Raw genomic sequence first — 20,898 nt, forward strand, 5'->3', positions numbered from 1 at the left:
CAAGTTTCCCATACCTCCCCCAACTTCGCGGGAAGGTCGCGAAGGTCGCGAGGCTCGGATGGGCGGCTTGCCACAGGCGACCGAAGGTTGTTCTACTGGAGCTGGGCTCACACCGAGGAGACGTACATGCCTGATGATCGCCGTGGCCCGCTGGCCGGAGTGCGCGTGCTGGAACTCGCCGGACTCGCTCCAGGGCCGTTCGCCGGGATGATGCTAGCCGATCACGGCGCGGAAGTCCTGCGTGTGGACCGTGTCAAGGCGGTTTCCGACCGGCCGCGCACCGACGTCATGGACCGCGGCAAGCGCACGGTCGGGCTGGATCTGAAGACCCCGGAGGGCGTGTCGGCGTTCAAGGAGCTGGCCCGGCACGCCGACGTGGTGATCGAGGTGTTCCGGCCCGGGGTGGCCGAGCGGCTCGGCATCGGGCCGGACCACCTGGGCGCCGTGAACGAGCGGCTGATCTACGGCCGGATGACCGGCTGGGGGCAGGACGGGCCGCTCGCCCCCACCGCCGGGCACGACATCGACTACGTCGCCGTTTCCGGCGTCCTGTCGATGCTGGGCCGCGAAGGTGACAAGCCGACGCCGCCGATCAACATCCTCGGCGACTTCGCCGGCGGCGGGCTCATGCTCGCGTACGGCGTGCTGCTCGCGCTGTTCGAACGGGAGCGCACCGGCAGGGGCAGGGTGGTCGACGCGGCCATGGTCGACGGCGCGGCCATCCTGTTCTCCATGTTCTACCAGGCCGTGCAGAGCGGCCTCTGGGGGCCGCGCGGCACGAACCTGCTGGACACCGGCGCCCCGCAGTACGACACCTACGAGACGGCCGACGGCGGGTACGTCGCCGTGGGGGCGCTGGAGCCGCAGTTCTGGGAGGCGATGGTGACCCTGATTGGCCTGACCGACCTGCCCGACAGGAACGACAGGGCGCAGTGGCCGGCGCTGAGGGCCCGCCTGGCGGCGGAGTTCAGGACGCGGACGCGGGCCGAGTGGGAGGCCCTCTTCGAGGGTTCGGACGCGTGCGTCTCCCCCGTGCTGTCCATGGCGGAGGCCGCCGCGCACCCGCACAACGTCGCCAGAGGCTCGTTCGTCGAGGTCGGCGGCGTGACCCATCCCGTGCCCGCGCCCCGCCTGGTGGGCGTGCCCGCCCAGGATCTGTCACCCGCCACCCGCCAGGCCGACCTGTCGGGCTGGGGCCTGTCGCCGGAGGAGGCGGAGAAGCTGCGCGCCCAGGGAGTGCTCGCCTAGCGTGCCGTCGCCACGGCGTGGGCCGAATAGTCCTTCAGCGTGATCGAGTCGTGCAGGCGCACCCCCTTGGCAGCGCCGATCTTGCTCGCCGCCCTGGTCACGGCGGCCGGCAGGTGATCGATCAGCCGCGCGGCCTGGACCAGCGCCCACACCTCGAACCGGCTGCCGGGCACCAGGCGCCTGGCCGCGGCGATGGCGAAGGCCCGGCTGCGGCGCACGTACGCGCCGATCTCCGCCTCGTAGGCGGGGAAGGCCCGCGTGTGGTCGCCGCCGTGGGCGGCCAGCTCGCCCGCCAGGATGTACGCCCCCACAACCGCGAGGCTCGTGCTGCCCCCGACGGCCGGGCCCGGGCAGTAGCCTGCGTCCCCGACCAGCGTCACCCGGCCCCGTGACCAGGTGTCCAGGCGGAGCTGGGTGATCGAGTCGAAGTAGAAGGCCGGCGTACGGTCCAGCTCCTCCATGAGCCGCGGCACCTCCCATCCCGCGTCGGCGAAGTGCTCTCGCAGGCATTCCTTCTGGCGGGCGACGTCCCTGTAGTGGTAGTCGAGCGGCTCCGGGGTCCTGAACAGGAACACGGCCCGCGCGTCGGCCATGTGCGCCGCGCCGTAGAGCGCGGCCATCCTCCCGGCCCCCGTCAGGCCCTCCATCCGGCCGTCGAGCCCCAGGTGGTTGGGCACCGAGGCGACGGCCAGGTAGGCGCCGATCCACGAGGTGAAGCGCGACTCGGGGCCGAAGACCAGGCTGCGCACGTTCGAGTGCAGGCCGTCGGCGCCGATCACCAGGTCGTACGCGCCTGTCCTGCCGCTGTCGAAGACCACCTCCCCGCCGTCGGAGATCGAGGCGATGGAGTCGCCGAAGACGTAGCCGGCGTCGTGCCGGGTGGCGTCGTAGAAGATCTCGCTCAGGTCGTCGCGCATGATCTCGACGTGCCGGTCGGAGACCCCCGCCATGAGGCGGCGCACCTCCACGTTCACGGGGCGCGCGTGCCCCTCCCGGTAGATCGTGAGCACATCCGTGCCGGTCCTCCTGTCCAGGACCTGCCGCAGCACGCCCATCTGCTCGACGATGTCCATGGCCGGCCTGAACAGGTCGATGGCGTGGCCGCCCGTCTTCCGCAGCGCGGGAGCGCGTTCCACGACGGTGACCTCGAAGCCGTACCTGCTGAGCCAGTACGCCAGCGCCGGTCCCGCCACGCTCGCCCCCGAGATGAGGATTCGCACCGCACTCTCCTTACTTAACGGATGGTAAGTGCGACGCTAGCACGGCCCCTTACTTAACGATAGGTAAGGGATAGCCTTGGCTCATGCCCAGTGACACCAAGGCCCGCATCCAGGCGGTCGCCCGCGAACTGTTCGCCGAGCAGGGCGTGCGCAACACCAGCCTGCGCCAGATCTCAGACCGGCTGGGCATCACCAAGCCCGCGCTCTATTACCACTTCGCCTCGCGCGACGACCTCGTGCGCAGCATCGTCCAGCCGCTGATCGACGACCACGACAGGTTCGTGACGGCACGAGCGCCCGGCGACCCGCGCGAGCTGCTGGATGACTATTTCGAGATGATCTGGCGGCACCGCCAGGTGCTCGTCATGGTGCTCACCGACCTGGCCACGCTGGGCCAGCTCGACCTGACCGACCGCTTGTTCGACTGGCGGCGCCGGCTCGTGGGCCTGCTGCTCGGCGCCGACGTCACGCAGGAGCAGCGCATCCGGGCCACGGTGGCGCTCGGCGGCATGTCCGACTGCACGGTCGAATACGCCGACCGGCCGATCGAAGAGGTCAAGCCGACGGCCGTCAAGGCGGCGGCCGCCGCGCTCGGCCTCTGATCCACCCGTGTCCGGCCCTCGCTAGAGGGCGATGAACAGGTCGGCGCCGTCGCGGTGGTGCACCTCCAGATCCGTGGTGAACGCGCGCGCCGGCGAACCGCCCGACTCGGTGTAGTGCCACACCTGCTGCCACGCCTCCACGAGCGCCTGCGGCATCGAGCCGCGGGCCTCCAGCTTCAGCGACTTGGCCGCCGGCACCCGGACGGCCACCATGCCCTCGGGCAACCGCGGCACGGTGCGCACGCCGATGCCGACGATCTGCGTGAAAGCCCCGTTGTGGTCGCTCTCGTAGTCCGTCAGCACGGCGTAGAGGTTCTCGTCCACGCGTCCCGGCACGTGCGCGAAAGCCCCCGGCGCACCCGCTCGCTTCCAGAGCGCGGGCAGCTTGGCCCGCTCCGGATCCTTCTCGTCGGCGTTGGTGGTACGTACGGCGAAGCCGACCACGGTCAGCTCGGCCCGTTCGGTGACGTCCACAGGCCCTCCCTCCCCCAAAAGTATCCCGGGGCGATCATAAGCCCCCGAGAAAGGGGGAAACCCTTGGCACACCCTGTCACCACATAAGATGGATGAACGTGAAATTTCTCAATGACCTCGAGCCTCCGTACGATCTGACCTACAGCGACGTCTTCATGGTCCCGTCGCGGTCCTCGATCGGCTCGCGGCTCGCGGTCGACCTCTCGTCCAACGACGGCACCGGCACCACCATCCCCCTCGTCGTGGCCAACATGACCGCGGTCGCCGGCCGGCGCATGGCCGAGACCGTGGCGCGGCGCGGCGGCATCACCGTGATCCCGCAGGACATCCCGCTGGACGTCGTGGCCAACGTGGTCGACTGGGTCAAGAAACGCGACCTCGTGCACGACACGCCGCTCACCCTCACCCCGCACGACACGGTCGGCGAGGCGCTGCAACTGCTGCCCAAGCGGGCGCACAACGCCGTCATCGTGGTCGACTGGGACAACCAGCCCGTCGGCGTCGTGACCGAGGCCGACTGCGAGGGCGTGGACATGTACACCCAGCTCTCCGAGGTCATGTCGAGCGAGTTGCTGACGCTGCCCGCCGGGCTCGACCCGCGCACGGCCTTCGACCGGCTGCACGAGGGCCGCCACCGGCTCGCGCCCATCGTCGACGCCGCCGGGCGGCTGGTCGGCATCCTCACCCGCATGGGCGCGCTGCGCGCCACCCTCTACCAGCCCGCCGTCGACCCCCAGGGCCGGCTGCTCATCGCGGCCGCCGTCGGCGTGAACGGCGACGTGGCCGCCAGGGCCGCGGAACTGCTCGACGCCGGGATCGACTGCCTGGTCGTGGACACCGCCCACGGCCACCAGGACAAGATGATCTCCGCGCTCCGCGCCGTCAAGGCGCTCGACGCCCCCGTCCCCGTCGCGGCCGGCAACGTGGTGACCGCCGAGGGGGTACGCGATCTCGTCGCCGCCGGGGCCGACATCGTCAAGGTCGGGGTGGGCCCCGGCGCCATGTGCACCACGCGGATGATGACCGGGGTCGGCCGGCCGCAGTTCTCGGCCGTCGTCGAGTGCGCGGCCGAGGCCCGGCGGCTGGGGCGGCACGCGTGGGCGGACGGTGGCGTGCGGCACCCGCGCGACGTCGCCCTGGCGCTGGCCGCCGGCGCCTCCAACGTGATGATCGGGTCCTGGTTCGCGGGCACGTACGAGTCGCCGGGAGACACCCGTACGGACGCCAACGGGCGCAAGTACAAGGAGAACTTCGGCATGGCCTCCGCGCGGGCCGTGCGGCTCAGGACGGCCGACGACTCGGCGTTCGAGCGGGCCAGGAAGGCCGTGTTCGAGGAGGGCATCTCGACGTCCCGGATGTACCTGGATCCGAAACGGCCCAGCGTGGAGGACCAGATCGACGCCATCGTGGCCGGGCTGCGCTCGTCGTGCACGTACGCGGGGGCCTCCAACCTGGAGGAGTTCCACCGGCAGGCGGTCGTCGGCGTCCAGAGCTCGTCCGGCTACGCCGAAGGCATGCCCCTGCACCAGAGCTGGTGACCGCGCGTCCCCGGAACAGCGGCCCGCCCGGGTCGGGAATCGGCGGAGTCACGAACGACGACGATGTCCCGAGCGCATAGAGTCGTCGGGTCAGTTCTCATCGTCAACAGGAGCACTACGTGGCACTCGAGAAGCCCGAGATCGACTTTCCCGGAGGCAATCCGCCCGCCGACCTGGAGATCGTCGACCTGACCGTCGGCGACGGCCAGGAGGCCAAGCCCGGCCACAACGTACGCGTCCACTACGTGGGCGTCGCGTTCTCGACCGGGGAGGAGTTCGACGCGTCGTGGAACCGCGGCGAGGCGTTCGAGTTCCCCCTCGGCGGCGGGCGGGTCATCGCCGGCTGGGACCAGGGCGTCGCGGGCATGAAGGTCGGCGGCCGGCGCAAGCTGGTCATCCCGCCGCACCTCGGCTACGGCAGCCGCGGAGCGGGCGCCCGCATCAAGCCGAACGAGACGCTCATCTTCGTCGTCGACCTGCTCGGCGTCAGCTAGCGTCTCCCTCCTTCCTGGAGGGCCTGCCCGGTCGCCCGGTCGAAGCCGGTCCCGAAGGCCACCTTCCGACACCACCAGCGGAGCCATCCTTCGGGCCCGGCGCGCAAGCCACCACCTGGCCGGGGTTGCGGAAGCCGCCACAGGCCCGGCGCTCGGCGGAGCGGTTCTCCTGCGCCCGAGCGCTCGCGTCGGTCGCGCGCCGGGCGAATCACTGAGAATCCTTGCACCCGGTGGACGGAAATGTCGGCCACGTGAGGCACCATGAACGTGTGCTTCTGATCGACGTGGTCCGGGTGTCCGAGGCGGTGACGCGCACGTCCGCCAGGCTGGGCAAGATCGGTCATCTGGCGGAGCTGCTGGGCCGGGTCGGCCCCGGCGAAGCCGAGATCGCCATCTCCTATCTCTCGGGCGAGCTGCCCCAGCGGCAGGTGGGCGTCGGCTGGCGCACGCTGGAGGATCTCCCCCAGCCCAAACTGGCCGCAACCGCCACGCTGACCGCCGTCGACGCGTTGCTGAGCACGATCAAGGCGGTGTCCGGGCAGGGCTCGCAAACGGCGCGCAAGACGCTGGTGGCGCAGCTGTTCGCGGGGCTGACCAGCCAGGAGCAGCAGTTCATGAGCCGGCTGCTCCACGGCGAGCTGCGGCAGGGCGCGCTCGACGGCGTGATGATCGAGGCGGTGGCCAAGGCGTCCGGCGCTCCCGCGAGCGACGTGCGCCGCGCGCTCACGCTGCGCGGTTCGCTGCCCGCCGTCGGGGCTGCCGCGCTGGCCGGCGGGGTGGCGGCGTTGCACGCGTTCCGGCTGGAGGTGGGGCGGGCGGTCTCGCCCATGCTGGCGGGCAGCGCGCCCAACGTGGCGGCCGCGCTCAAGAAGGCGGGCACGCCCGCGGCGCTGGAGTGGAAGCTCGACGGGGTCAGGGTGCAGGCCCACCGCGCGGGCTCGGAGGTCAAGGTCTTCACCCGCACGCTCGACGACATCACGCCGCAGGTTCCCGAGCTGGTCGAGGCCGTGCTCGCGATGCCCGCGGACGACCTGGTCCTCGACGGCGAGGTGATCGCCCTGCGCCCCGACGGGCGGCCGCACCCGTTCCAGGTGACGGCGAGCCGGGTGTCCAGCAAGACCGACGTCGCGCGGCTGCGCGAGCGGACGCCACTCAGCGTGTTCTTCTTCGACGCGCTGCGGGTCGACGGCGCCGACCTGCTCGACCAGCCCTACGCCCGGCGCCAGGAGGCGCTGACCCGCCTGGTCCCCCAGGGTCTGCTGACCCCGCGGCTGATCGCGGACGAGGTGACGGAGGCCGAGCAGTTCTTCACCGACGTGGTGAAGGCCGGCCACGAGGGCCTGGTGGTCAAGTCCCTGGCCTCCCACTACGCGGCGGGCCGCCGTGGCGCCGGCTGGATCAAGGTCAAGCCGCGTCACACGCTCGACCTGGTCGTGCTGGCGGCCGAGTGGGGTCACGGGCGGCGCCAGGGCAAGCTGTCCAATCTCCACCTGGGGGCCAGAGACCCCGATGGCGGGTTCGTGATGCTCGGCAAGACCTTCAAAGGCATGACGGACGAGTTGCTCGCCTGGCAGACCGAGCGTTTCCTCGAGCTCGCCGAAGGCCCCACCGACGGCTGGACGGTCAGGGTGCGACCTGAGGTGGTCGTGGAGATCGCCTTCGACGGGGTGCAGCGTTCACCCCGCTACCCGGGCGGCATGGCCCTGCGCTTCGCCCGCGTCCTGCGCTACCGCCCCGACAAGCGGGTCGAGGACGCCGACACGGTGGAGACCGTACGCGCGCTGATGTTGTGATCCACACGGCCTCGCCGCCCACCGGCGACGGGCCGTGGAGCGCGTCTGTACGAGCGCCCCCCGGGCACGGACCGGCACGCCCCGCTCGCGGCCGCGGGACGCGCTCTGCGTGGAGGCAACCGTCAGGAAGCGTCGCGGAGTCTTCCGGCCCGCCAGTCGCGGCCGGCGTCGCGAAAGACGGATGTTGCCTCGCTCCCCTCCGCCCTGCCCGACCGCACAGTTCCCCTCCCCCTGCCCGACCGCGCCGCTCCCCTCCGCCGGCCGGGCCCTTGCCCTGCGGTCCCGTACGCCTCGGGGACCGGATCGTCCGGCCCGATCGTGCTCACACCGCCTCCGACACGGGCGGCGTCCTCGATGACGTACACGTGCCGCTCCTCGGCCGGCTGCCACACCGCTGGGGCGAGCCCGTGAGATGAGTCACTTAATGTCCCATTAAGTTGTCTTTACTCGCCGTTTGTCGCATATGTTCGTCCTCGTCGCGCGGGACCCCCAGCCCGCCCGCGGATCGGCCGCCGTACGCCCTCGCCCCCTCGCGCCCGGCCCTTCCTAGCCCTATCCCCTATGGAGGACCCGTGGTTTACGTTGGGCCAGCATTCCCGCAAGCCGTCTCCGCATGACCGCAAGCTCTCTCCCGCCAAGCGGTGGACCGCCGTCGCAGCCGGCGGCGCCGTCGTCTGCGCCGCCTCGACGACCGCGTGGGCCGCCTTCGGCGACGACGACCCCTTCCGGCGCTCGATGGGCGCTCCCGGCCAGGCCAGCACCCCGGGCGAAGCCGCCCGCCGGAACAGCCCGCAACCGTCCCCCCTCTCCAGGACCCCGGCGGCCCACCCGAAGACGACGACATCCCCTGAGTCCGGTGGTGACACCGGCTCCCAGGGGTCCGGGTCAGTGACGGCGACCCCCGGCCCTGGCGCGCGGCGTCCGGGCGCGGAGACGGAGTCCCAGAGCACCGGGGCCAGGGCTGAATCCCGGGGACCGGGAGCGAAGACCGCACCCCAGGCGACGGCGAAGCCAGGATCACCCGAGCCGAAGACGCGTTCCTCGAAGCCCAAGCTCCGTGTGCTGTCGTCCGGCAGGTGCGGCGCTTCCTACTATGGCGACCCCCAGATGACGGCCAGCGGCGAGCGTTTCAACCCGTCGGCGATGACCGCCGCGCACAAGACCCTCCCGTTGGGCAGCAAGGTCCGCGTGACCAACCCGGCCAGCGGGGAGACGGTCACGGTTCGCATCAACGACCGCGGCCCGTACATCGGCGGCCGCTGCCTCGACCTGTCCAGAGCCGCCTTCGCTGCCATCGGCAACACCAGTGCCGGTGTGATGAAGGTCAAGTATCAGGTGCTGGCCCGCTGACCCTGGCCACAGCCGGCCAGCGGAAGAACGGCGGTCGGCCGTGCACCGGACGGTTGGGGGCTCGGGAACGGGCGTGTGCGGGGAAGGACGCGACGCGCCCCGCGGAGGTCAGGGCCTCGGCGGGGCGTACGCGAAAGAAGCGGGACGAAACGTCGTGTCACTTCACCAGGCGGAGCGTCATCGGGTAGCGGAAGTTTCCCTCCGTCAGGGCCGAGACGCCGCCGACGATCGCGAGGACCACCGCCACGACCCAGATGATCGGCACCAGCACGATGCCGATGATGGTGAAGGGCAGCAAGATCGACGCTCCTACGAGCGTGATCTGGAAGTTGAGCGCCTCCAGCGCCTGCCGGCGGATGTAGGGGGAGGTCTTGCCGCCGGTGAGCAGCAGGATCAGCGGTGCCACGATCGGTACGCCGAGCAGCAGCACCATGTGGCCGAGAGCGGCGCCGAGGCGTTCGTTGCTCTCCGGCGCGCGCTCGTGGCGGACTTCGGCCGCGGAAGGAGGGGCGAGCTGGGGCACGGCCTGGGTGCCGTAGATCTCGGTCATGATGGGCATCAGGTCACCGTGCGTGCGCGCCGTCATCGCGCGCTCCAGCCGGTCGTCGAACTCGAGCTTGTCGAAGCGGCCCTCAGCGTAGGCGGCCTTGACGTGCTCCACCACGTGCTCTCGGTCCTGGTGGGTGACGCGCAGTTGAGCTGGCGGCACCTGTCCCGGCCCAGGGGTTGTCGGTACCCCAGCCATCATCGCCATGCCTCTCCTCGGTGAGAATCGAACGGTCTCCCCCCATACTGCGTCTTCGAAGGCCAGGGTGCTATCCGGAGAATCCCCGATCCGTCCCTTAGATCATCCCCCGGCGCGGAGCCCTCAGATCGTATAAAAAGGATTCATGAGATGGCGCGACCGCTACGGCCTGCGTCGGCTGCGCGGCCCCAAAGTCGCAAAGTTCGACCGTGAGGCGACAGACGCCGACATCGAAGCGCTCATCGCCTTTGCCCGTTCGCGGCGTGGCGTCGAGTTCTACGTCGAGCCAGAGACTTTCGCCACCGACACGACCGCCGTGGCGGTGGCCGACGACGGCGAGTGGACCAGGCGGAGGGTCGGCTCACCGGCCGTCATCCGCAAGGTCGCTCGCAATCTTGCCCTGCCGGTGTACGACGTTCAGCTCACCGGATATCCGCGGCGGATGCGCGATTACAACGAGCGCCGCCGCCGCGAGGAGGACACCCTCTAACCCGGACATCCGGAATTCGGATATTCCTCCGTGCGATTTGCCAGACGGCCGAGGGTCATATCCCTTCACCGCGCACGGCCCTCAAGAGTAGGACCATGGTGGACGGCTATTCGAGAGGTGGCGGCGGTGCCTCGTCGTCGAGCAGGTTGACCAGGGGCAGCAACCACACCGCGTGGACGGGGCCCATGGCGGCGTCGAGCTCGGCCGGGGTGGGGAGACGGTCCCGCAGGACGCTCGGTGAGAGCAGGTTCTGCAGGGCGTGCATGAGGAGGTTGGCCATCGAATAGCCGGGGTCGACGGTCAGGGCGCGCTCGAGGGCGATGGTGGCCTGGACGTTGTTTCCCGCCCGCCAGGCCGCCATGGCCAGGAGGGAGGCGGCCGGTGGCGTGAAGCGGGGCTCCAGCCTGCGCGTCAGATCCTTCCACAGGGACGCGTGGGATTCGTCCATGAGGGTCCAGGCCTCATCGCGGACGCGGATGACCGCCAGGTCCAGGCCGAGCCTGGCGGCCTCGGCGTCGTCGAGGCGGCCGCCCCCGGCGTGGGTCCGCACCGCCGACCGGACCCTGGCCAGGCCCTCCGAGACGAACTGCCGGGCGTGGGCGTCGAGGTCGGGAGTGGCGGTGAGCCCGGCCCTGACCTCCGCGACGGCGTCGGACGTGGCCCGCCGCATCGCCATGCGCACCGGACCCGTGACAGGGGCCAGCGTGCGCTCCAGCGCCTCGCGGTCGGGCAGGGCCACCAGGCCCCGGACCGTCGCCTCCGCGGCGATCCGGCTGGTGGACGGGTCGTAGGTGGTGCCGTCCGCAGGGCAACATCTGGGGACGTCGCAGACGTAGGACCAGTAGCGGCCCTCATGGGCGCGTAGTGCCTCCCCCACGCGGACGCCGGCCCGTGGAGCCAGCCGCCTGACCTCGTCGACCGCGGGGGTGACCACCTCGCCGGGACCGTAGCCCACGATCACGATCTCCGTGACGCTCTCCCGCTGCAGGAGGGGGGCCAGCGGGTCGAGGGTGCCGGGCTCCAGCGGGAGACCCCATCGGGCCACGACCTTGGTCGTGCCGTGGTCGATGCCGATCACCACGAGGGAGGTCTTCGGGTGGAAACCCACCAGGTAGGGGACGGCTGCGAGGACGTCGGAGGGGCCGGCCAGGGTGAGGCGGGGCTCGTCGGTGAAGGTGGAGCTGTCGGTCGTCATGGGCCCCAAGGGTGCCGAGGGCGGGCGGGGGCCGGAAGAACCGAAAGTCGTTCTGGGGATGGAGCGAGGGGGCGGGCTGAGGCTGTGGACAACCCGGCAGCCGGCACATCTCCACCCTGCTGCCGGGGTCAGCCGGCGAAGGGCTCGACGGCGAGGCGGCCCCAGGCGACGAAGGCCGCGAGCGCCAGGTAGACCGCGTTCAGCGCCACGAGCGGGTATTCGCCGCGGCGGCCGTGGGTGATCCCCGCGCCGATCATCAACAGGATCCAGCAGACGGCGGTCACCGGCACCATCACCGGGGCGATGCCGAGCGCGGCGGGCAGGATGAAGCCCGCCGCGGCCAGGACCTCCAGGATGCCCAGGGTCTTGACGAAGCCGGCGCTCACCTCCCCGGTCCACCCCCCGCCATGGCTCGCGGCCAGCTTTGCCTGGGGGACGAAGGTCTTGGTGAAGCCGCCGAGCAAGGCCACGGCTGCCAGCAGTCCGGCGGCGATCCACAAGGTGAGGTTCATCAGCTACTCCTGAAACGAAAGGGCGTGCACCTCCCATGACGAGAAGCCACCTCGGGCTGTGACATCGGCAAGGCCGCAGGTCAGCCGGAGGGCTGAGGACGTGGCGCACCTCACGCGCTCGCGAACCCCGCAGCGGGGCGACCGGCGTCTCCTGGCGGCCACCCGACAGTCACGCGACGGCGGCGCACTCGATCAGCCGACGAGCTCGGCGAGGTCCTGATGCTTTACGTGGGGAGAGGTGAGCCCGGGCCCCCCCGAAGCACCTCAGGGCGCCGGGTCAGGGCTGGGGGTGGAGGCCGGGGCCAGGCGGGTGCGTACGAGGAGGGCGGCGCCGGCCACGGCGGCGGGCATGGCGATGACCGCCACGAACGGGATGAGGAAGAGCAGGAACACGGCCACTCCGAACCCCAGCGTGCCGGCCTTGTTGGCGCGGAGGAGGGCGAAGCGTTCCTTGCGGGCCATGCCTCGCCGTTCCAGGGCCAGGGTGGTGAGCTCCACTGTCATGAAGAATCCGGAAACGGCCGCTCCCAGCACCGGCACCACCGTCTGCCCCACCACGGGTACGAACCCGAGCGCGAACAGCGGAACCGTGAAGAGCAGCACGTAGAACAGCGTGACCAGGCTGTCGCGGATGGACCGCGGCAGAGTGCGCCACCAGGGCTGCTCCTCCTCCGTCTCCAGCACGTCGACCGCCGCCGACAACTTCTCGTAGAACGGATCACCGATCGCCAGCGTGAGCGCGACGAAGGTCAGCACCGCCAGCGCCAGACCGCCCAGGAACAGGGCGACGCCCACGAGCGCGCGGAACGCCTCCCGCCAGCTCCACGAGTCGGCGAACGGCGTCAGGAACGCGGCCAGATCGGTCGCGTTGGTGCCGAGGAAGATCAGCGCGACCACGTAGACGGCGAACGCGATGAGCGCCGGGATGAGCCCGAACAGCCACCAGCGCCCGTTGCGAGAGACCCAGCCGAACCCCTGGAGGAAGAAGCCCACGCCGGAGAAGAAGTCACGCACTGATCGCATGTCCGGCAGGCTAGCGCCAGAAAGCCGTCACCGCGTAGCCGAGCTCCGCGAACAGGTCGCGAAGGAGCGGCAGCGAGATGCCGAGCACGTTGCCGTGGTCGCCCTCGATCCCTTCGACGAACCATCCGCCGCGCCCTTCGATGCTGAAGGCTCCGGCCAGGGAGAGCGGCTCGCCCGTGTCGACGTAGGCGGCGATCTCCTCGGGCGAGGGCCGGCCGAAGTGCACCACGGTGGTGGCGGTCTCCGCCGCCTGCCGGCCGGCGACGACGTCGATGACGCAGTGGCCCGTGACGAGCCGCCCCGTGCGGCCCCGCAGCAGCCGCCACCGCTCAAGGGCCTCCTCGGGTGTGGCCGGCTTGCCGTAGGGGCGGCCGTCGAGCTCGAGGATCGAGTCGCAGCCGATGACCAGCCCTTCGTCCAGCCCGCTCGCGACCGCCTCGGCCTTGGCCTTGGCCAGCACCAGGCTGAGCGCCGCCGGTGAGTAGGCCGAATAGGCCTCCTCGTCGACGCCGCTGACGATGACCTTGGGGTCGAGGCCCGCGCTGCGCAGAAGAGCCAGGCGGGCGGAGGAGGCTGAGGCCAGAACGATCACTCGCACAGCCTACCGGTCACCAGTCGGGGGTCGCCGTGCCCGGTGTGATCTCACGGCTGCCCGCGCTCCTGCGGCCGCGGGTGATGGCCGCCGTGTCGTACGGGCTGGTCCGCTGCGCGGGCGTGCCGCCGAAGATGCCGTCGAGCAGGGTCGTCACCAGGTCGCCCAGCTTCGCGGGAAGGGTGGACCGTTCGTGGTCGAGCTCGTCGGCCAGGGCGCGCGCGTCCAGGTGACGCCCGGCGGCGCGGTCGGCGAGCAGCGACATGATCATGGGGGCGACCAGCGGCAGCAGCTTCATCATGGCCCCGGGGTTCACCGCGGCGAGCTGCGACAGCCCGGCCGCCGCCCGCTCGGTGCCCTGGCCGCCGAACACGTGGCCGAGGATGTTGTGGCCGTCGCGGGTCAGCGAGGCCACGTCGCCGTTGAACGGGTCGGTGTCCTTGTGGTCGTCCAGCGCGCTGAGCAGGGCGTCGGCACCGTCAAGGTGCTCGGCGTCGCGGGCCATGCCACCGATGATCGTGCCCGCGACGGCCTGGGTCACGATGCGGGCCGTGGCCGGGTCGGTGCCGAGCATCCCGGCGACCTGTTCCAGCCCTGAGTCTCCGAGCTCGGCGAGAAGCTCGTCAGTCAGTGTCACGACAAGTCCCCCGATCGTTGTCGAAACATCTGCCCCGACCACAATCGGCGTCAACGTCCGGATTGCCTAATTCTCGGAAAATTCCCTCGGCCGGCTCCCGGCGGTGTCCGCGGACCGGCTCAACAGGCCCGCGGCGGCGTACGCACCGGCCTCGTCGAGGGTTTCGTGCTCCAGCAGCGCCTCCACGATCGCGTCGAGCTTGTCGCGGTTGTCGCTGAGCACCTGGACCGCGCGCTCGTAGCACTCGTCCACGATGCGCCGCGCCTCCTCGTCGACCATGGCGAGCGTGACAGGCGAGGCCTGGGGCTGCTGGCCGTCGTTGGGCAGGATGGTCAGCGGGCCGATCTTCTCCGACATGCCCCAGCGGCCGACCATGCCGCGGGCGATCATCGTGACCTGCTCGAGGTCGTTCTCGGCGCCGGTGGTGATGACGCCGAACACGACCTGCTCGGCCGCCATGCCGCCGAGCGCGCCGGTGATGCGCCCGCGCAGATATTGCTCGTCGTAGGCGTAGCGGTCGCTGTCCGGGGTGGACAGCGTGACGCCGAGCGCCCGGCCGCGCGGGATGATGGAGATCTTCCTGACCGGGTCGGCGCCCGGCTGGAGCATCCCGAGCAGCGCGTGCCCGGCCTCGTGGAAGGCGGTCCTGGTGCGCTCGTCCTCCGGCATGACGATGCTGCGGGCCGCGCCGAGCTGCAGTTTCTCCAGCGCGTCGGTGAAGTCGGCCGTCGAGACCTTCTCCTTGCCGCGCTTGGCGGCAAGGAGGGCCGCCTCGTTGACGAGGTTGGCCAGGTCGGCGCCGGTCATGCCGGGGGTGGTCTTGGCGAGCTGGTCGAGGCCGACCTCGGGGTCGAGCGGCACGCCCCTCGTGTGCACCGCCAGGATCGCGGTGCGGCCGGCCGCGTCGGGCAGGCCCACCTGCACCGTACGGTCGAAGCGCCCGGGACGCAGCAGCGCCGGGTCGAGGATCTCGGGGCGGTTGGTGGCCCCGATGACGATCACGCCCTCGGCCCCGGAGAAGCCGTCCATCTCGGTGAGGATCTGGTTGAGCGTCTGCTCGCGCTCGTCGTGCCCGCCGACGCCGCCGGCGCCGCCCCTGGCCCGGCCGATGGCGTCGATCTCGTCGATGAACACGATCGACGGCGCCACCTTCCGCGCCTCCTCGAACAGGTCGCGCACGCGCGAGGCGCCCACGCCGACGATCATCTCGATGAACTCGGAGGCGCTGGCCGAGAAGTAGGGCACCTTGGCCTCGCCCGCGACCGCCCTGGCCAGCAGCGTCTTGCCGGTTCCCGGCGGGCCCGCGAGCAGCACGCCTTTGGGCAGCTTCGCACCCAGCCTGCGGTATTTGTCGGGGTCTTTGAGGTAGTCGACGATCTCGACGAGCTCGTTCTCGACCTCGTCGATGCCGGCGACGTCGTCGAACGTGACGCGCACCTGCCCGGCCTCGACCGGCTTGGCCGCCTTCGACTTGCCGAGCCCGCCCAGGCCGCCGCCGCCCATCATGCTGGCGCCCCGCCGCATGATCCAGATCCACAGGCCCGCCAGCAGCAGCACGGGCAGCAGCGAGAACAGCAGGTTGGAGAAGAACCCGCGCGTGATCGGCTTGGAGGTGATCTCGACCTGCCCGTTGGCCAGCTGCTGGTCGAGCTGGTCGGTGTTGGCGAAGGCCGGGATCTCGGTGGCGAACTTGGTGTAGGACTCGTTGCTCTCGGGGTTCTTCGCCGCCGATCTGAGGTCGCCCTCGACCGAAAGGCCCTCGGCGTAGATGTCCTTGACGTTCTTCGCGTTCACCTGCTTGGTGAACTCGGTGTACGAGATCGTCTCGACCGAGCCGCTGTCGACGAACGACGAGACCACGAAGAAGGCCGCGTACACGATCAGAAGGGTGACGGCGAACCGCCACCAGTTGATCTTGGGTCGCCCTCCGGGTGTGCCGGGCAGGCCTTCCGAGCGCCAGGGCGGCTTGCCCTTGCCCTTGTCGGATGGCTGCGGCGCTCCAGAGCGTTCCACGGCGTCACTCCCCCATATCGCCGCATTCAATGATCTTTCTAGCCTAGGACACGTACCCCTGCGGCCACGCGGCCGACATCGGGCCAGTGCTTGCGCTGCGTGTCAGGCACTGTGACGAACGCCAGGCCGGGCTTGCTCATTCCCCCGTCCATGACGACGACGGCCGCCCGGGAGGAGTGTTTTCCGTACTTCACCCGATAAATCAGCATCCATCCGCGCTTGACCGGTTGCGCGGCCAGCCAGGTGATCCGGGAGCCCTTGGGGTGGTGGTTGAGCGTCCAGCGGGCGGCCAGCAGCGCCGTGTCGCGCCGCGACTTCTGCTCCATGATCGGGAGCGGGCAGGTCACGAGGACCCCGCGCAGGCTCGTGCCGCGCTGCCTGGGCAGCACCTGCTTGGTGGTGTACGGCGCCGGATTGTGCGCCTTCCACGGCCGGCCCAGCCTCGGCACGGCCAGCCCGGTGCGCCGGTCCTTGAGGACCCGCCTGGCGGGCGGGCGCACCTTGACCCTCCTGACCTTGGAGGTCAGCTTGGGGACGCGCGGGTCGGCGTACAGCGCCTCCATGGCCGTGTAGCCGGGCGCGAGCGAGGCGCCGGGAGTGGGTGACGCCTTCGCCGCCTCGACGGGCTCGCCGGCCGCGTGGGAAGGTGCGGGGCCGGACGAGGACGGTGCGGCCGGCGGCGCGGTTACCGGCCCCGCCGCGACCTCGTCCGGCCCTGACGGGAGCACCACCACGACCAGCGCCACGGCGACGGCCACGACGGCGGCGGCCACGGCGAGCCCCCGGTACACCACCCGCATGCGGAGATCACCGATGCGGGAGCGTTTGGGCGGAGAAGCAGGGACCCAAGGTCTGGAAGCGGTTCTCACGCGGAAACCCTTGATCTCATCTTCCCCATCGAGCACGAGCGGAGCGTACGACATATCCCGCCATGGCGTCCTCGAAGCGACCGAAGTGCAATCATGGCGTCGTGGAACAGGTGGAGCTGCGCTTCGATCAAGCCTCCAGAGCAGCCCAAACCCATACAAACCTCTCAGCGATCAGGCAGAGCGCGACCGGCCTCTGGATCGCCGGCGACGAGACCGCGACGTTCGAGCACCTGGCGTGGACGGGCGACCACTTCGGCGCCCAGCGCACGTTCGAGCTGGCGGACCACGTCGACCTCCCGGCCGGCCCCGTCGACGAAGCCGACATCGAGGGCCTCGCCCGCGCCGACGGCCACCTCTGGCTGGCCGGCTCGCACAGCCTCAAGCGCAAGAAGGTCAAGTCGAAGGACCCCGCCAAGGCCGCCGACCGGCTGGCCACGGTGGTCAGGGAGGAGAACCGCTTCATCCTCGTACGCCTGCCGCTCCTCGACGAGCGGACCCCTGGTCAGGGGGCGATCCTGTCCGGCGGGCAGGGCCTCACCACGCACCTGCGTGACGACCGGCACCTCGGGGCGTTCCTCGATCTGCCCGGCAAGGACAACGGGTTCGACGTCGAAGGCATCGCCGTCGTGTCCGAGCAGGTCTACCTGGGGCTGCGCGGCCCCGTGCTGCGCGGCTGGGCGGTCGTGCTGGAGCTGCGGCTGGACGACGCGGGCGGCGGGCGGCTGCGGTTGCGCGAGCCGTACCGCAAGCACTTCCTGGACCTGGACGGGCTGGGCGTGCGGGACCTGTGCCCCGACGGCGACTCGCTGCTGGTGCTCGCCGGGCCCACCATGAGCCTCGACGGGCCCGTACGGGTGGTCCGCTGGCGGCCGGGCCGGCGCAGGGACGTCGTTCCGGCCGGCGAGCTGGAGACGGTGCTGGAGTTGCCGTACGGCACCGGCTGCGACCACCCAGAAGGGCTGGCGCTGCTGGCCGGTGGCCGGCTCATGGTCGTCTACGACAGCCCGTCGCCCGCGCGCGTCACCCCGGCCGGCGGCGTGCTGGCCGACGTGTTCACCCTCTGAAGACGCGCCCGGCGAGCCAGGGCGCGTCCGCGACGAACGTGCACGACCCCGGCTCGATCTCGGTGAACCCGGCGTCGCGCACGACGGGCAGCCCGGCGGCCGCCCTGGCGTCGAAGTCGTCCTGCGCGCGGGCCCGGCGCACCGACACCGCCATCCCGCGCTCCCGCCAGGCGGCACGCTCGCCGGCGTCGCTGGCCCACCACGCGAGCTGGGCGGCGTGCCCGGCCTGCGCCATGGCCTTGCCCGCGGACATCTCCAACCTGGGGTTCTCCCACAAAATCGGGGGCTCGGCGGGAGGCGGCTCGGCCGTGTCGGCCAGTTCGGTGCCCGACACCTGCAGCCGCGCGAGGTCTCGCGGCCAGTCGTCGAGCGGCACCGGCGGATGCACGCGCACCTCTGCCGTGCGGTGCCCGATCGTGCGCCCCGGCAGCGCGAGTGCCCGCCGCCACTCGGCGCCCCGCGCCCGGCGCACGACCTTGCGGATCTTGCCGGTGGACTGCCAGGCGTGCAGCTCGGCGGCCCAATCGCCCGGATCGGCCAGCAGGCTCAGCACGGCCATGGCGGCGGCTTCCAGGGCGTCGGTGCGCTCGGGGGGCGCGGCCCGCTCGATCCTGACGACCAGCGGCAGGACGTACAGCTCGGTGTTCATCGCTCTCCGAGGTTCATCGCTCGCTCGGGTTCGTCGCCTCCCTAGCATGCCCGATCGCCAGGGACATGCCGGCGGCCACCAGGCAGAGGGCGCCGGCGGCGTACCAGGCGAGGTCGTAGGCGCCCAGGTGGTCGCGGGTGAGGCCGGCCCCGAACGCGGCGATCGCGGCCCCGACCTGGTGCGCGCCGAACACCCAGCCGAACACGACGGCTCCGTCGGCTCCGTAGACGCGCCGGCACAGGGCGACCGTGGGCGGCACGGTCGCCACCCAGTCCAGGCCGTAGAAGACGATGAAGATCAGCATGCTCGGCTCGGTCGTGGCCGCGAACAGGCCGGGCAGCACCATCAGGGAGAGCCCGCGCAGCCCGTAGTAGACGCCGAGCAGCATCTTCGGGTCGATCTTGTCGCTCAGCCAGCCGGACGCGACCGTGCCCACGACGTCGAAGATCCCGATGACCGCCAGGAGGCCCGCGGCGACGGGCTCGGCCATGCCGTGGTCGTGCGCGGCGGGGATGAAGTGGGTGCTGACCAGGCCGTTCGTGCTGGCTCCGCAGATCGCGAAACCGCCCGCCAGCATCCAGAACGGCCGGGTCCGCGCCGCCGCGGCGAGCACGGTGACGGCCCTGAGGGTGGCGTTGGCCGTGCTGGGCGCCGCACGCACCGCACCGGGCCGCGCGCCCAGCGCCGTGGTGCCCACGTCCTCGGGCCGGTCGCGCAGCAGCCACCACACGAACGGCACCACGGCCAGCGCCGCCGCGGCCACGGTCAGCGAGGCGAAGCGCCATCCCGAGCCCTGCGCGAGATGCGCGAGCACGGGCAGGAAGACGAGTTGCCCGGTGGCGCCGCTCGCCGTCAGCACGCCGGTGACCAGTCCGCGGTGGCGGACGAACCAGCGGTCCACCACCGTCGCGGCGAACACGAGCGCCATCGACCCCGTGCCGAGCCCGACCAGTACGCCCCAGAGCAGCAGGAGGTGCCAGCTCGCCGTCATCAGCACGGTGAGCCCGCTGCCGCAGGCGATCAGCAGCAGCGCCACGGCGACCACGCGGCGCATGCCGAAGCGGTCCATCAGGGCGGCGGCGAAGGGCGCGGTCAGGCCGTAGAGCACCAGGTTGATCGAGACGGCCAGCGAGATCGTGCCGGCCGACCAGCCGAACTCCTCCCGCAACGGGGTGATCAGCACACCGGGGGTGGCGCGGAACCCGGCCGCGCCCAGGATCGTCACGAAGGCCACGGCCGCGACGTACCAGGCCCGGTGCAGCCCGCGACGGGTGGGGGTGGTGCTCAAGGTCATGCGCCCATCCTGGTCGAACTCCCCAGGTGGTCACGAGTGGCCCAAAAGCCAATATCTGCAAGAATCCAGCCATGACCCATCGGATCGCGGTCGTGGTGCTGGACCGCTTCGCCCCGCTCGACCTCGGCGTGCCCGGCCAGGTGTTCGGGAGCGCCCGCGACGCGCACGGCGAACGGCTCTACGAGGTGGTGACCTGCTCCGAGGGCCGCATGCCGGTGCGCTGCTCGGCCGGCTACACCGTGCAGCCCGACCACGACCTCGACGTGCTCGGCACGGCCGGCACGGTTCTGGTGCCGGGCATCCACGGAGGCCGGGCACTGGTGGAGGGCACGATCTCGGAGGGGATGTCGGCGGCCCTGCGCGCCGCCCGGCAAGGGCCGACCCGCACGATGTCGATCTGCACGGGCGCGTTCGTGCTGGCGGCCGCGGGGCTGCTCGACGGGCGGCGGGCCACCACGCACTGGCTGGAGGCGGCGCGCTTCGGCGCGCTGTTCCCGCGGGTGAAGCTCGATCCCGACGTGCTCTACGTGGACGACGGCGACCTGCTGACCTCGGCCGGGGTGGCGGCGGGGATGGACCTGTGCCTGCACGTGATCAGGCGCGACCACGGCAGCGAGGTGGCCAACCGCGCCGCCCGCCGCTGCGTCATGCCGCCCTGGCGGGAGGGGGGCCAGGCGCAGTACATCGACCGGCCGCTTCCGGACGGCGACGGCGACGGCACGGCGGCCACCCGCGCCTGGATGCTGGCTCGCCTCGACGCCCCGCTCGATCTCAACGTGCTGGCCGCGCACGCGAGGATGAGCGTGCGCACGTTCACCCGGCGCTTCCGCGAGGAGAGCGGCATGAGCCCGGCCAAGTGGCTCAACCGGCAGCGCGTGCAGCACGCCAGGCACCTGCTGGAGACGACGGAGCTGGGGGTGGAGGAGGTGGCCAGGCGGGCCGGCTTCGGCACGGCGGTGTCGCTGCGCCAGCACCTGCGCGCGGCCGTGGGTGTGGCTCCGCTGGCCTACCGGCGTACCTTCCGGCGCATCTGATCGGCCGCTCGCCGCAGGGCTCCGGGATTCCGGCCGTTCCCCGCCTAGAATCGGCGCAAAAG

At 71.3% G+C, this 20,898-nt stretch carries 21 protein-coding genes; 9 read left to right on the top strand and 12 right to left on the bottom strand.

What is annotated here, in order from left to right; all coding sequences use genetic code 11:
• Positions 1-126: 126 nt before the first annotated feature.
• Positions 127-1,248 (top strand): CaiB/BaiF CoA transferase family protein, encoded by a 1,122-nt coding sequence (locus tag ACZ6SA_RS37640; RefSeq protein WP_465833638.1) that lies wholly within the window; start codon positions 127-129, stop codon positions 1,246-1,248.
• Here ACZ6SA_RS37640 and ACZ6SA_RS37645 read toward each other — a convergent pair.
• On the bottom strand, positions 1,245-2,468 hold the full coding sequence (locus ACZ6SA_RS37645; protein ID WP_465833640.1) for an FAD-dependent monooxygenase: 1,224 nt from the start codon (positions 2,466-2,468) through the stop codon (positions 1,245-1,247). The two genes, ACZ6SA_RS37640 and ACZ6SA_RS37645, sit on opposite strands and share 4 nt — an antisense overlap.
• An 83-nt stretch (positions 2,469-2,551) precedes the next feature.
• Here ACZ6SA_RS37645 and ACZ6SA_RS37650 point away from each other — a divergent pair, with 83 nt between their 5' ends.
• Positions 2,552-3,070 (top strand): TetR/AcrR family transcriptional regulator, encoded by a 519-nt coding sequence (locus ACZ6SA_RS37650; RefSeq protein WP_443150985.1) that lies wholly within the window; start codon positions 2,552-2,554, stop codon positions 3,068-3,070.
• A 21-nt stretch (positions 3,071-3,091) separates the two neighbouring features.
• Here ACZ6SA_RS37650 and ACZ6SA_RS37655 read toward each other — a convergent pair whose 3' ends face one another.
• Complete coding sequence (locus ACZ6SA_RS37655; RefSeq protein ID WP_347650580.1) at positions 3,092-3,544, bottom strand: GyrI-like domain-containing protein; 453 nt, start codon at positions 3,542-3,544, stop codon at positions 3,092-3,094.
• 98 nt (positions 3,545-3,642) lie between these two features.
• Between ACZ6SA_RS37655 and ACZ6SA_RS37660 the strand changes: the two genes are divergently transcribed.
• The 4 genes from ACZ6SA_RS37660 (at position 3,643) to ACZ6SA_RS37675 (ending at position 8,719) form a co-directional block, all read left to right on the top strand.
• Positions 3,643-5,082 carry a GuaB1 family IMP dehydrogenase-related protein gene (locus ACZ6SA_RS37660; RefSeq protein ID WP_443150984.1) on the top strand — a complete coding sequence of 480 codons (1,440 nt, stop codon included), beginning with the start codon at positions 3,643-3,645 and terminating at the stop codon, positions 5,080-5,082.
• Between the two features lie 119 nt (positions 5,083-5,201).
• On the top strand, positions 5,202-5,576 hold the full coding sequence (locus tag ACZ6SA_RS37665) for an FKBP-type peptidyl-prolyl cis-trans isomerase (protein ID WP_132516184.1): 375 nt from the start codon (positions 5,202-5,204) through the stop codon (positions 5,574-5,576).
• 269 nt (positions 5,577-5,845) lie between these two features.
• Positions 5,846-7,369 (top strand): ATP-dependent DNA ligase, encoded by a 1,524-nt coding sequence (locus ACZ6SA_RS37670; protein WP_465833644.1) that lies wholly within the window; start codon positions 5,846-5,848, stop codon positions 7,367-7,369.
• A gap of 735 nt (positions 7,370-8,104) precedes the next feature.
• Positions 8,105-8,719: a septal ring lytic transglycosylase RlpA family protein gene (locus ACZ6SA_RS37675; protein ID WP_465833748.1), complete on the top strand. Its 615-nt coding sequence runs from the start codon at positions 8,105-8,107 to the stop codon at positions 8,717-8,719.
• A 157-nt stretch (positions 8,720-8,876) separates the two neighbouring features.
• On the opposite strand, the gene ACZ6SA_RS37680 is transcribed toward ACZ6SA_RS37675, so the two are convergent.
• Complete coding sequence (locus ACZ6SA_RS37680; RefSeq protein ID WP_465833646.1) at positions 8,877-9,428, bottom strand: magnetosome magnetite crystal formation protein family; 552 nt, start codon at positions 9,426-9,428, stop codon at positions 8,877-8,879.
• A 181-nt stretch (positions 9,429-9,609) separates the two neighbouring features.
• Here ACZ6SA_RS37680 and ACZ6SA_RS37685 point away from each other — a divergent pair, with 181 nt between their 5' ends.
• Positions 9,610-9,954 (top strand): hypothetical protein, encoded by a 345-nt coding sequence (locus tag ACZ6SA_RS37685; protein WP_132641993.1) that lies wholly within the window; start codon positions 9,610-9,612, stop codon positions 9,952-9,954.
• Positions 9,955-10,060: 106 nt separating this feature from the next.
• On the opposite strand, the gene ACZ6SA_RS37690 is transcribed toward ACZ6SA_RS37685, so the two are convergent.
• The 7 genes from ACZ6SA_RS37690 to ACZ6SA_RS37720 form a co-directional block, all read right to left on the bottom strand.
• Positions 10,061-11,149: a DUF4192 domain-containing protein gene (locus ACZ6SA_RS37690; RefSeq protein ID WP_465833648.1), complete on the bottom strand. Its 1,089-nt coding sequence runs from the start codon at positions 11,147-11,149 to the stop codon at positions 10,061-10,063.
• 128 nt (positions 11,150-11,277) lie between these two features.
• Positions 11,278-11,661, bottom strand: a complete 384-nt coding sequence (locus ACZ6SA_RS37695; RefSeq protein ID WP_347650574.1) for a DoxX family protein — start codon at positions 11,659-11,661, stop codon at positions 11,278-11,280.
• A 264-nt stretch (positions 11,662-11,925) separates the two neighbouring features.
• Positions 11,926-12,684: an EI24 domain-containing protein gene (locus ACZ6SA_RS37700; protein ID WP_347650573.1), complete on the bottom strand. Its 759-nt coding sequence runs from the start codon at positions 12,682-12,684 to the stop codon at positions 11,926-11,928.
• A gap of 10 nt (positions 12,685-12,694) precedes the next feature.
• Positions 12,695-13,276, bottom strand: a complete 582-nt coding sequence (locus ACZ6SA_RS37705) for a Maf family protein (protein WP_347650572.1) — start codon at positions 13,274-13,276, stop codon at positions 12,695-12,697.
• Positions 13,277-13,292: 16 nt separating this feature from the next.
• Entirely contained in the window at positions 13,293-13,913 is a 621-nt protein-coding gene (locus tag ACZ6SA_RS37710; RefSeq protein ID WP_347650571.1) for a DUF937 domain-containing protein, read from the bottom strand.
• A gap of 66 nt (positions 13,914-13,979) precedes the next feature.
• A complete protein-coding gene (gene ftsH, locus ACZ6SA_RS37715) occupies positions 13,980-15,926 on the bottom strand; it encodes an ATP-dependent zinc metalloprotease FtsH (protein ID WP_347650570.1) in 1,947 nt (648 codons plus the stop codon).
• A 38-nt stretch (positions 15,927-15,964) separates the two neighbouring features.
• Positions 15,965-16,726, bottom strand: a complete 762-nt coding sequence (locus tag ACZ6SA_RS37720) for a hypothetical protein (protein WP_465833652.1) — start codon at positions 16,724-16,726, stop codon at positions 15,965-15,967.
• A gap of 170 nt (positions 16,727-16,896) precedes the next feature.
• Between ACZ6SA_RS37720 and ACZ6SA_RS37725 the strand changes: the two genes are divergently transcribed.
• Positions 16,897-17,859 carry a DUF3616 domain-containing protein gene (locus ACZ6SA_RS37725; RefSeq protein ID WP_465833654.1) on the top strand — a complete coding sequence of 321 codons (963 nt, stop codon included), beginning with the start codon at positions 16,897-16,899 and terminating at the stop codon, positions 17,857-17,859.
• On the opposite strand, the gene ACZ6SA_RS37730 is transcribed toward ACZ6SA_RS37725, so the two are convergent.
• Together ACZ6SA_RS37730 and ACZ6SA_RS37735 are read right to left on the bottom strand one after the other, a co-directional pair.
• Entirely contained in the window at positions 17,849-18,508 is a 660-nt protein-coding gene (locus ACZ6SA_RS37730) for an aminoacyl-tRNA hydrolase (RefSeq protein ID WP_347650319.1), read from the bottom strand. The two genes, ACZ6SA_RS37725 and ACZ6SA_RS37730, sit on opposite strands and share 11 nt — an antisense overlap.
• A gap of 13 nt (positions 18,509-18,521) precedes the next feature.
• The gene (locus tag ACZ6SA_RS37735) at positions 18,522-19,802 is read right to left on the bottom strand and encodes an MFS transporter (RefSeq protein ID WP_347650318.1); all 1,281 of its coding nucleotides are present in this window, start codon (positions 19,800-19,802) and stop codon (positions 18,522-18,524) included.
• Between the two features lie 71 nt (positions 19,803-19,873).
• Between ACZ6SA_RS37735 and ACZ6SA_RS37740 the strand changes: the two genes are divergently transcribed.
• The gene (locus ACZ6SA_RS37740; RefSeq protein WP_347650317.1) at positions 19,874-20,836 is read left to right on the top strand and encodes a GlxA family transcriptional regulator; all 963 of its coding nucleotides are present in this window, start codon (positions 19,874-19,876) and stop codon (positions 20,834-20,836) included.
• Positions 20,837-20,898 lie beyond the last annotated feature (62 nt).

This window comes from Nonomuraea sp. NPDC049378 (genome assembly GCF_055586745.1).

Bases quoted from the DNA above. Each gene is read 5' to 3' on its own strand.
- ACZ6SA_RS37720 (WP_465833652.1), bottom strand. From the start codon at position 16,726: ATGCGGGTGGTGTACCGGGGGCTCGCCGTGGCCGCCGCCGTCGTGGCC.
- ACZ6SA_RS37650 (WP_443150985.1), top strand. From the start codon at position 2,552: ATGCCCAGTGACACCAAGGCCCGCATCCAGGCGGTCGCCCGCGAACTG.
- ACZ6SA_RS37740 (WP_347650317.1), top strand. From the start codon at position 19,874: ATGACCCATCGGATCGCGGTCGTGGTGCTGGACCGCTTCGCCCCGCTC.
- ACZ6SA_RS37640 (WP_465833638.1), top strand. From the start codon at position 127: ATGCCTGATGATCGCCGTGGCCCGCTGGCCGGAGTGCGCGTGCTGGAA.
- ACZ6SA_RS37690 (WP_465833648.1), bottom strand. From the start codon at position 11,149: ATGACGACCGACAGCTCCACCTTCACCGACGAGCCCCGCCTCACCCTG.
- ACZ6SA_RS37700 (WP_347650573.1), bottom strand. From the start codon at position 12,684: ATGCGATCAGTGCGTGACTTCTTCTCCGGCGTGGGCTTCTTCCTCCAG.
- ACZ6SA_RS37695 (WP_347650574.1), bottom strand. From the start codon at position 11,661: ATGAACCTCACCTTGTGGATCGCCGCCGGACTGCTGGCAGCCGTGGCC.
- ACZ6SA_RS37730 (WP_347650319.1), bottom strand. From the start codon at position 18,508: ATGAACACCGAGCTGTACGTCCTGCCGCTGGTCGTCAGGATCGAGCGG.
- ACZ6SA_RS37675 (WP_465833748.1), top strand. From the start codon at position 8,105: ATGGGCGCTCCCGGCCAGGCCAGCACCCCGGGCGAAGCCGCCCGCCGG.
- ACZ6SA_RS37685 (WP_132641993.1), top strand. From the start codon at position 9,610: ATGAGATGGCGCGACCGCTACGGCCTGCGTCGGCTGCGCGGCCCCAAA.
- ACZ6SA_RS37735 (WP_347650318.1), bottom strand. From the start codon at position 19,802: ATGACCTTGAGCACCACCCCCACCCGTCGCGGGCTGCACCGGGCCTGG.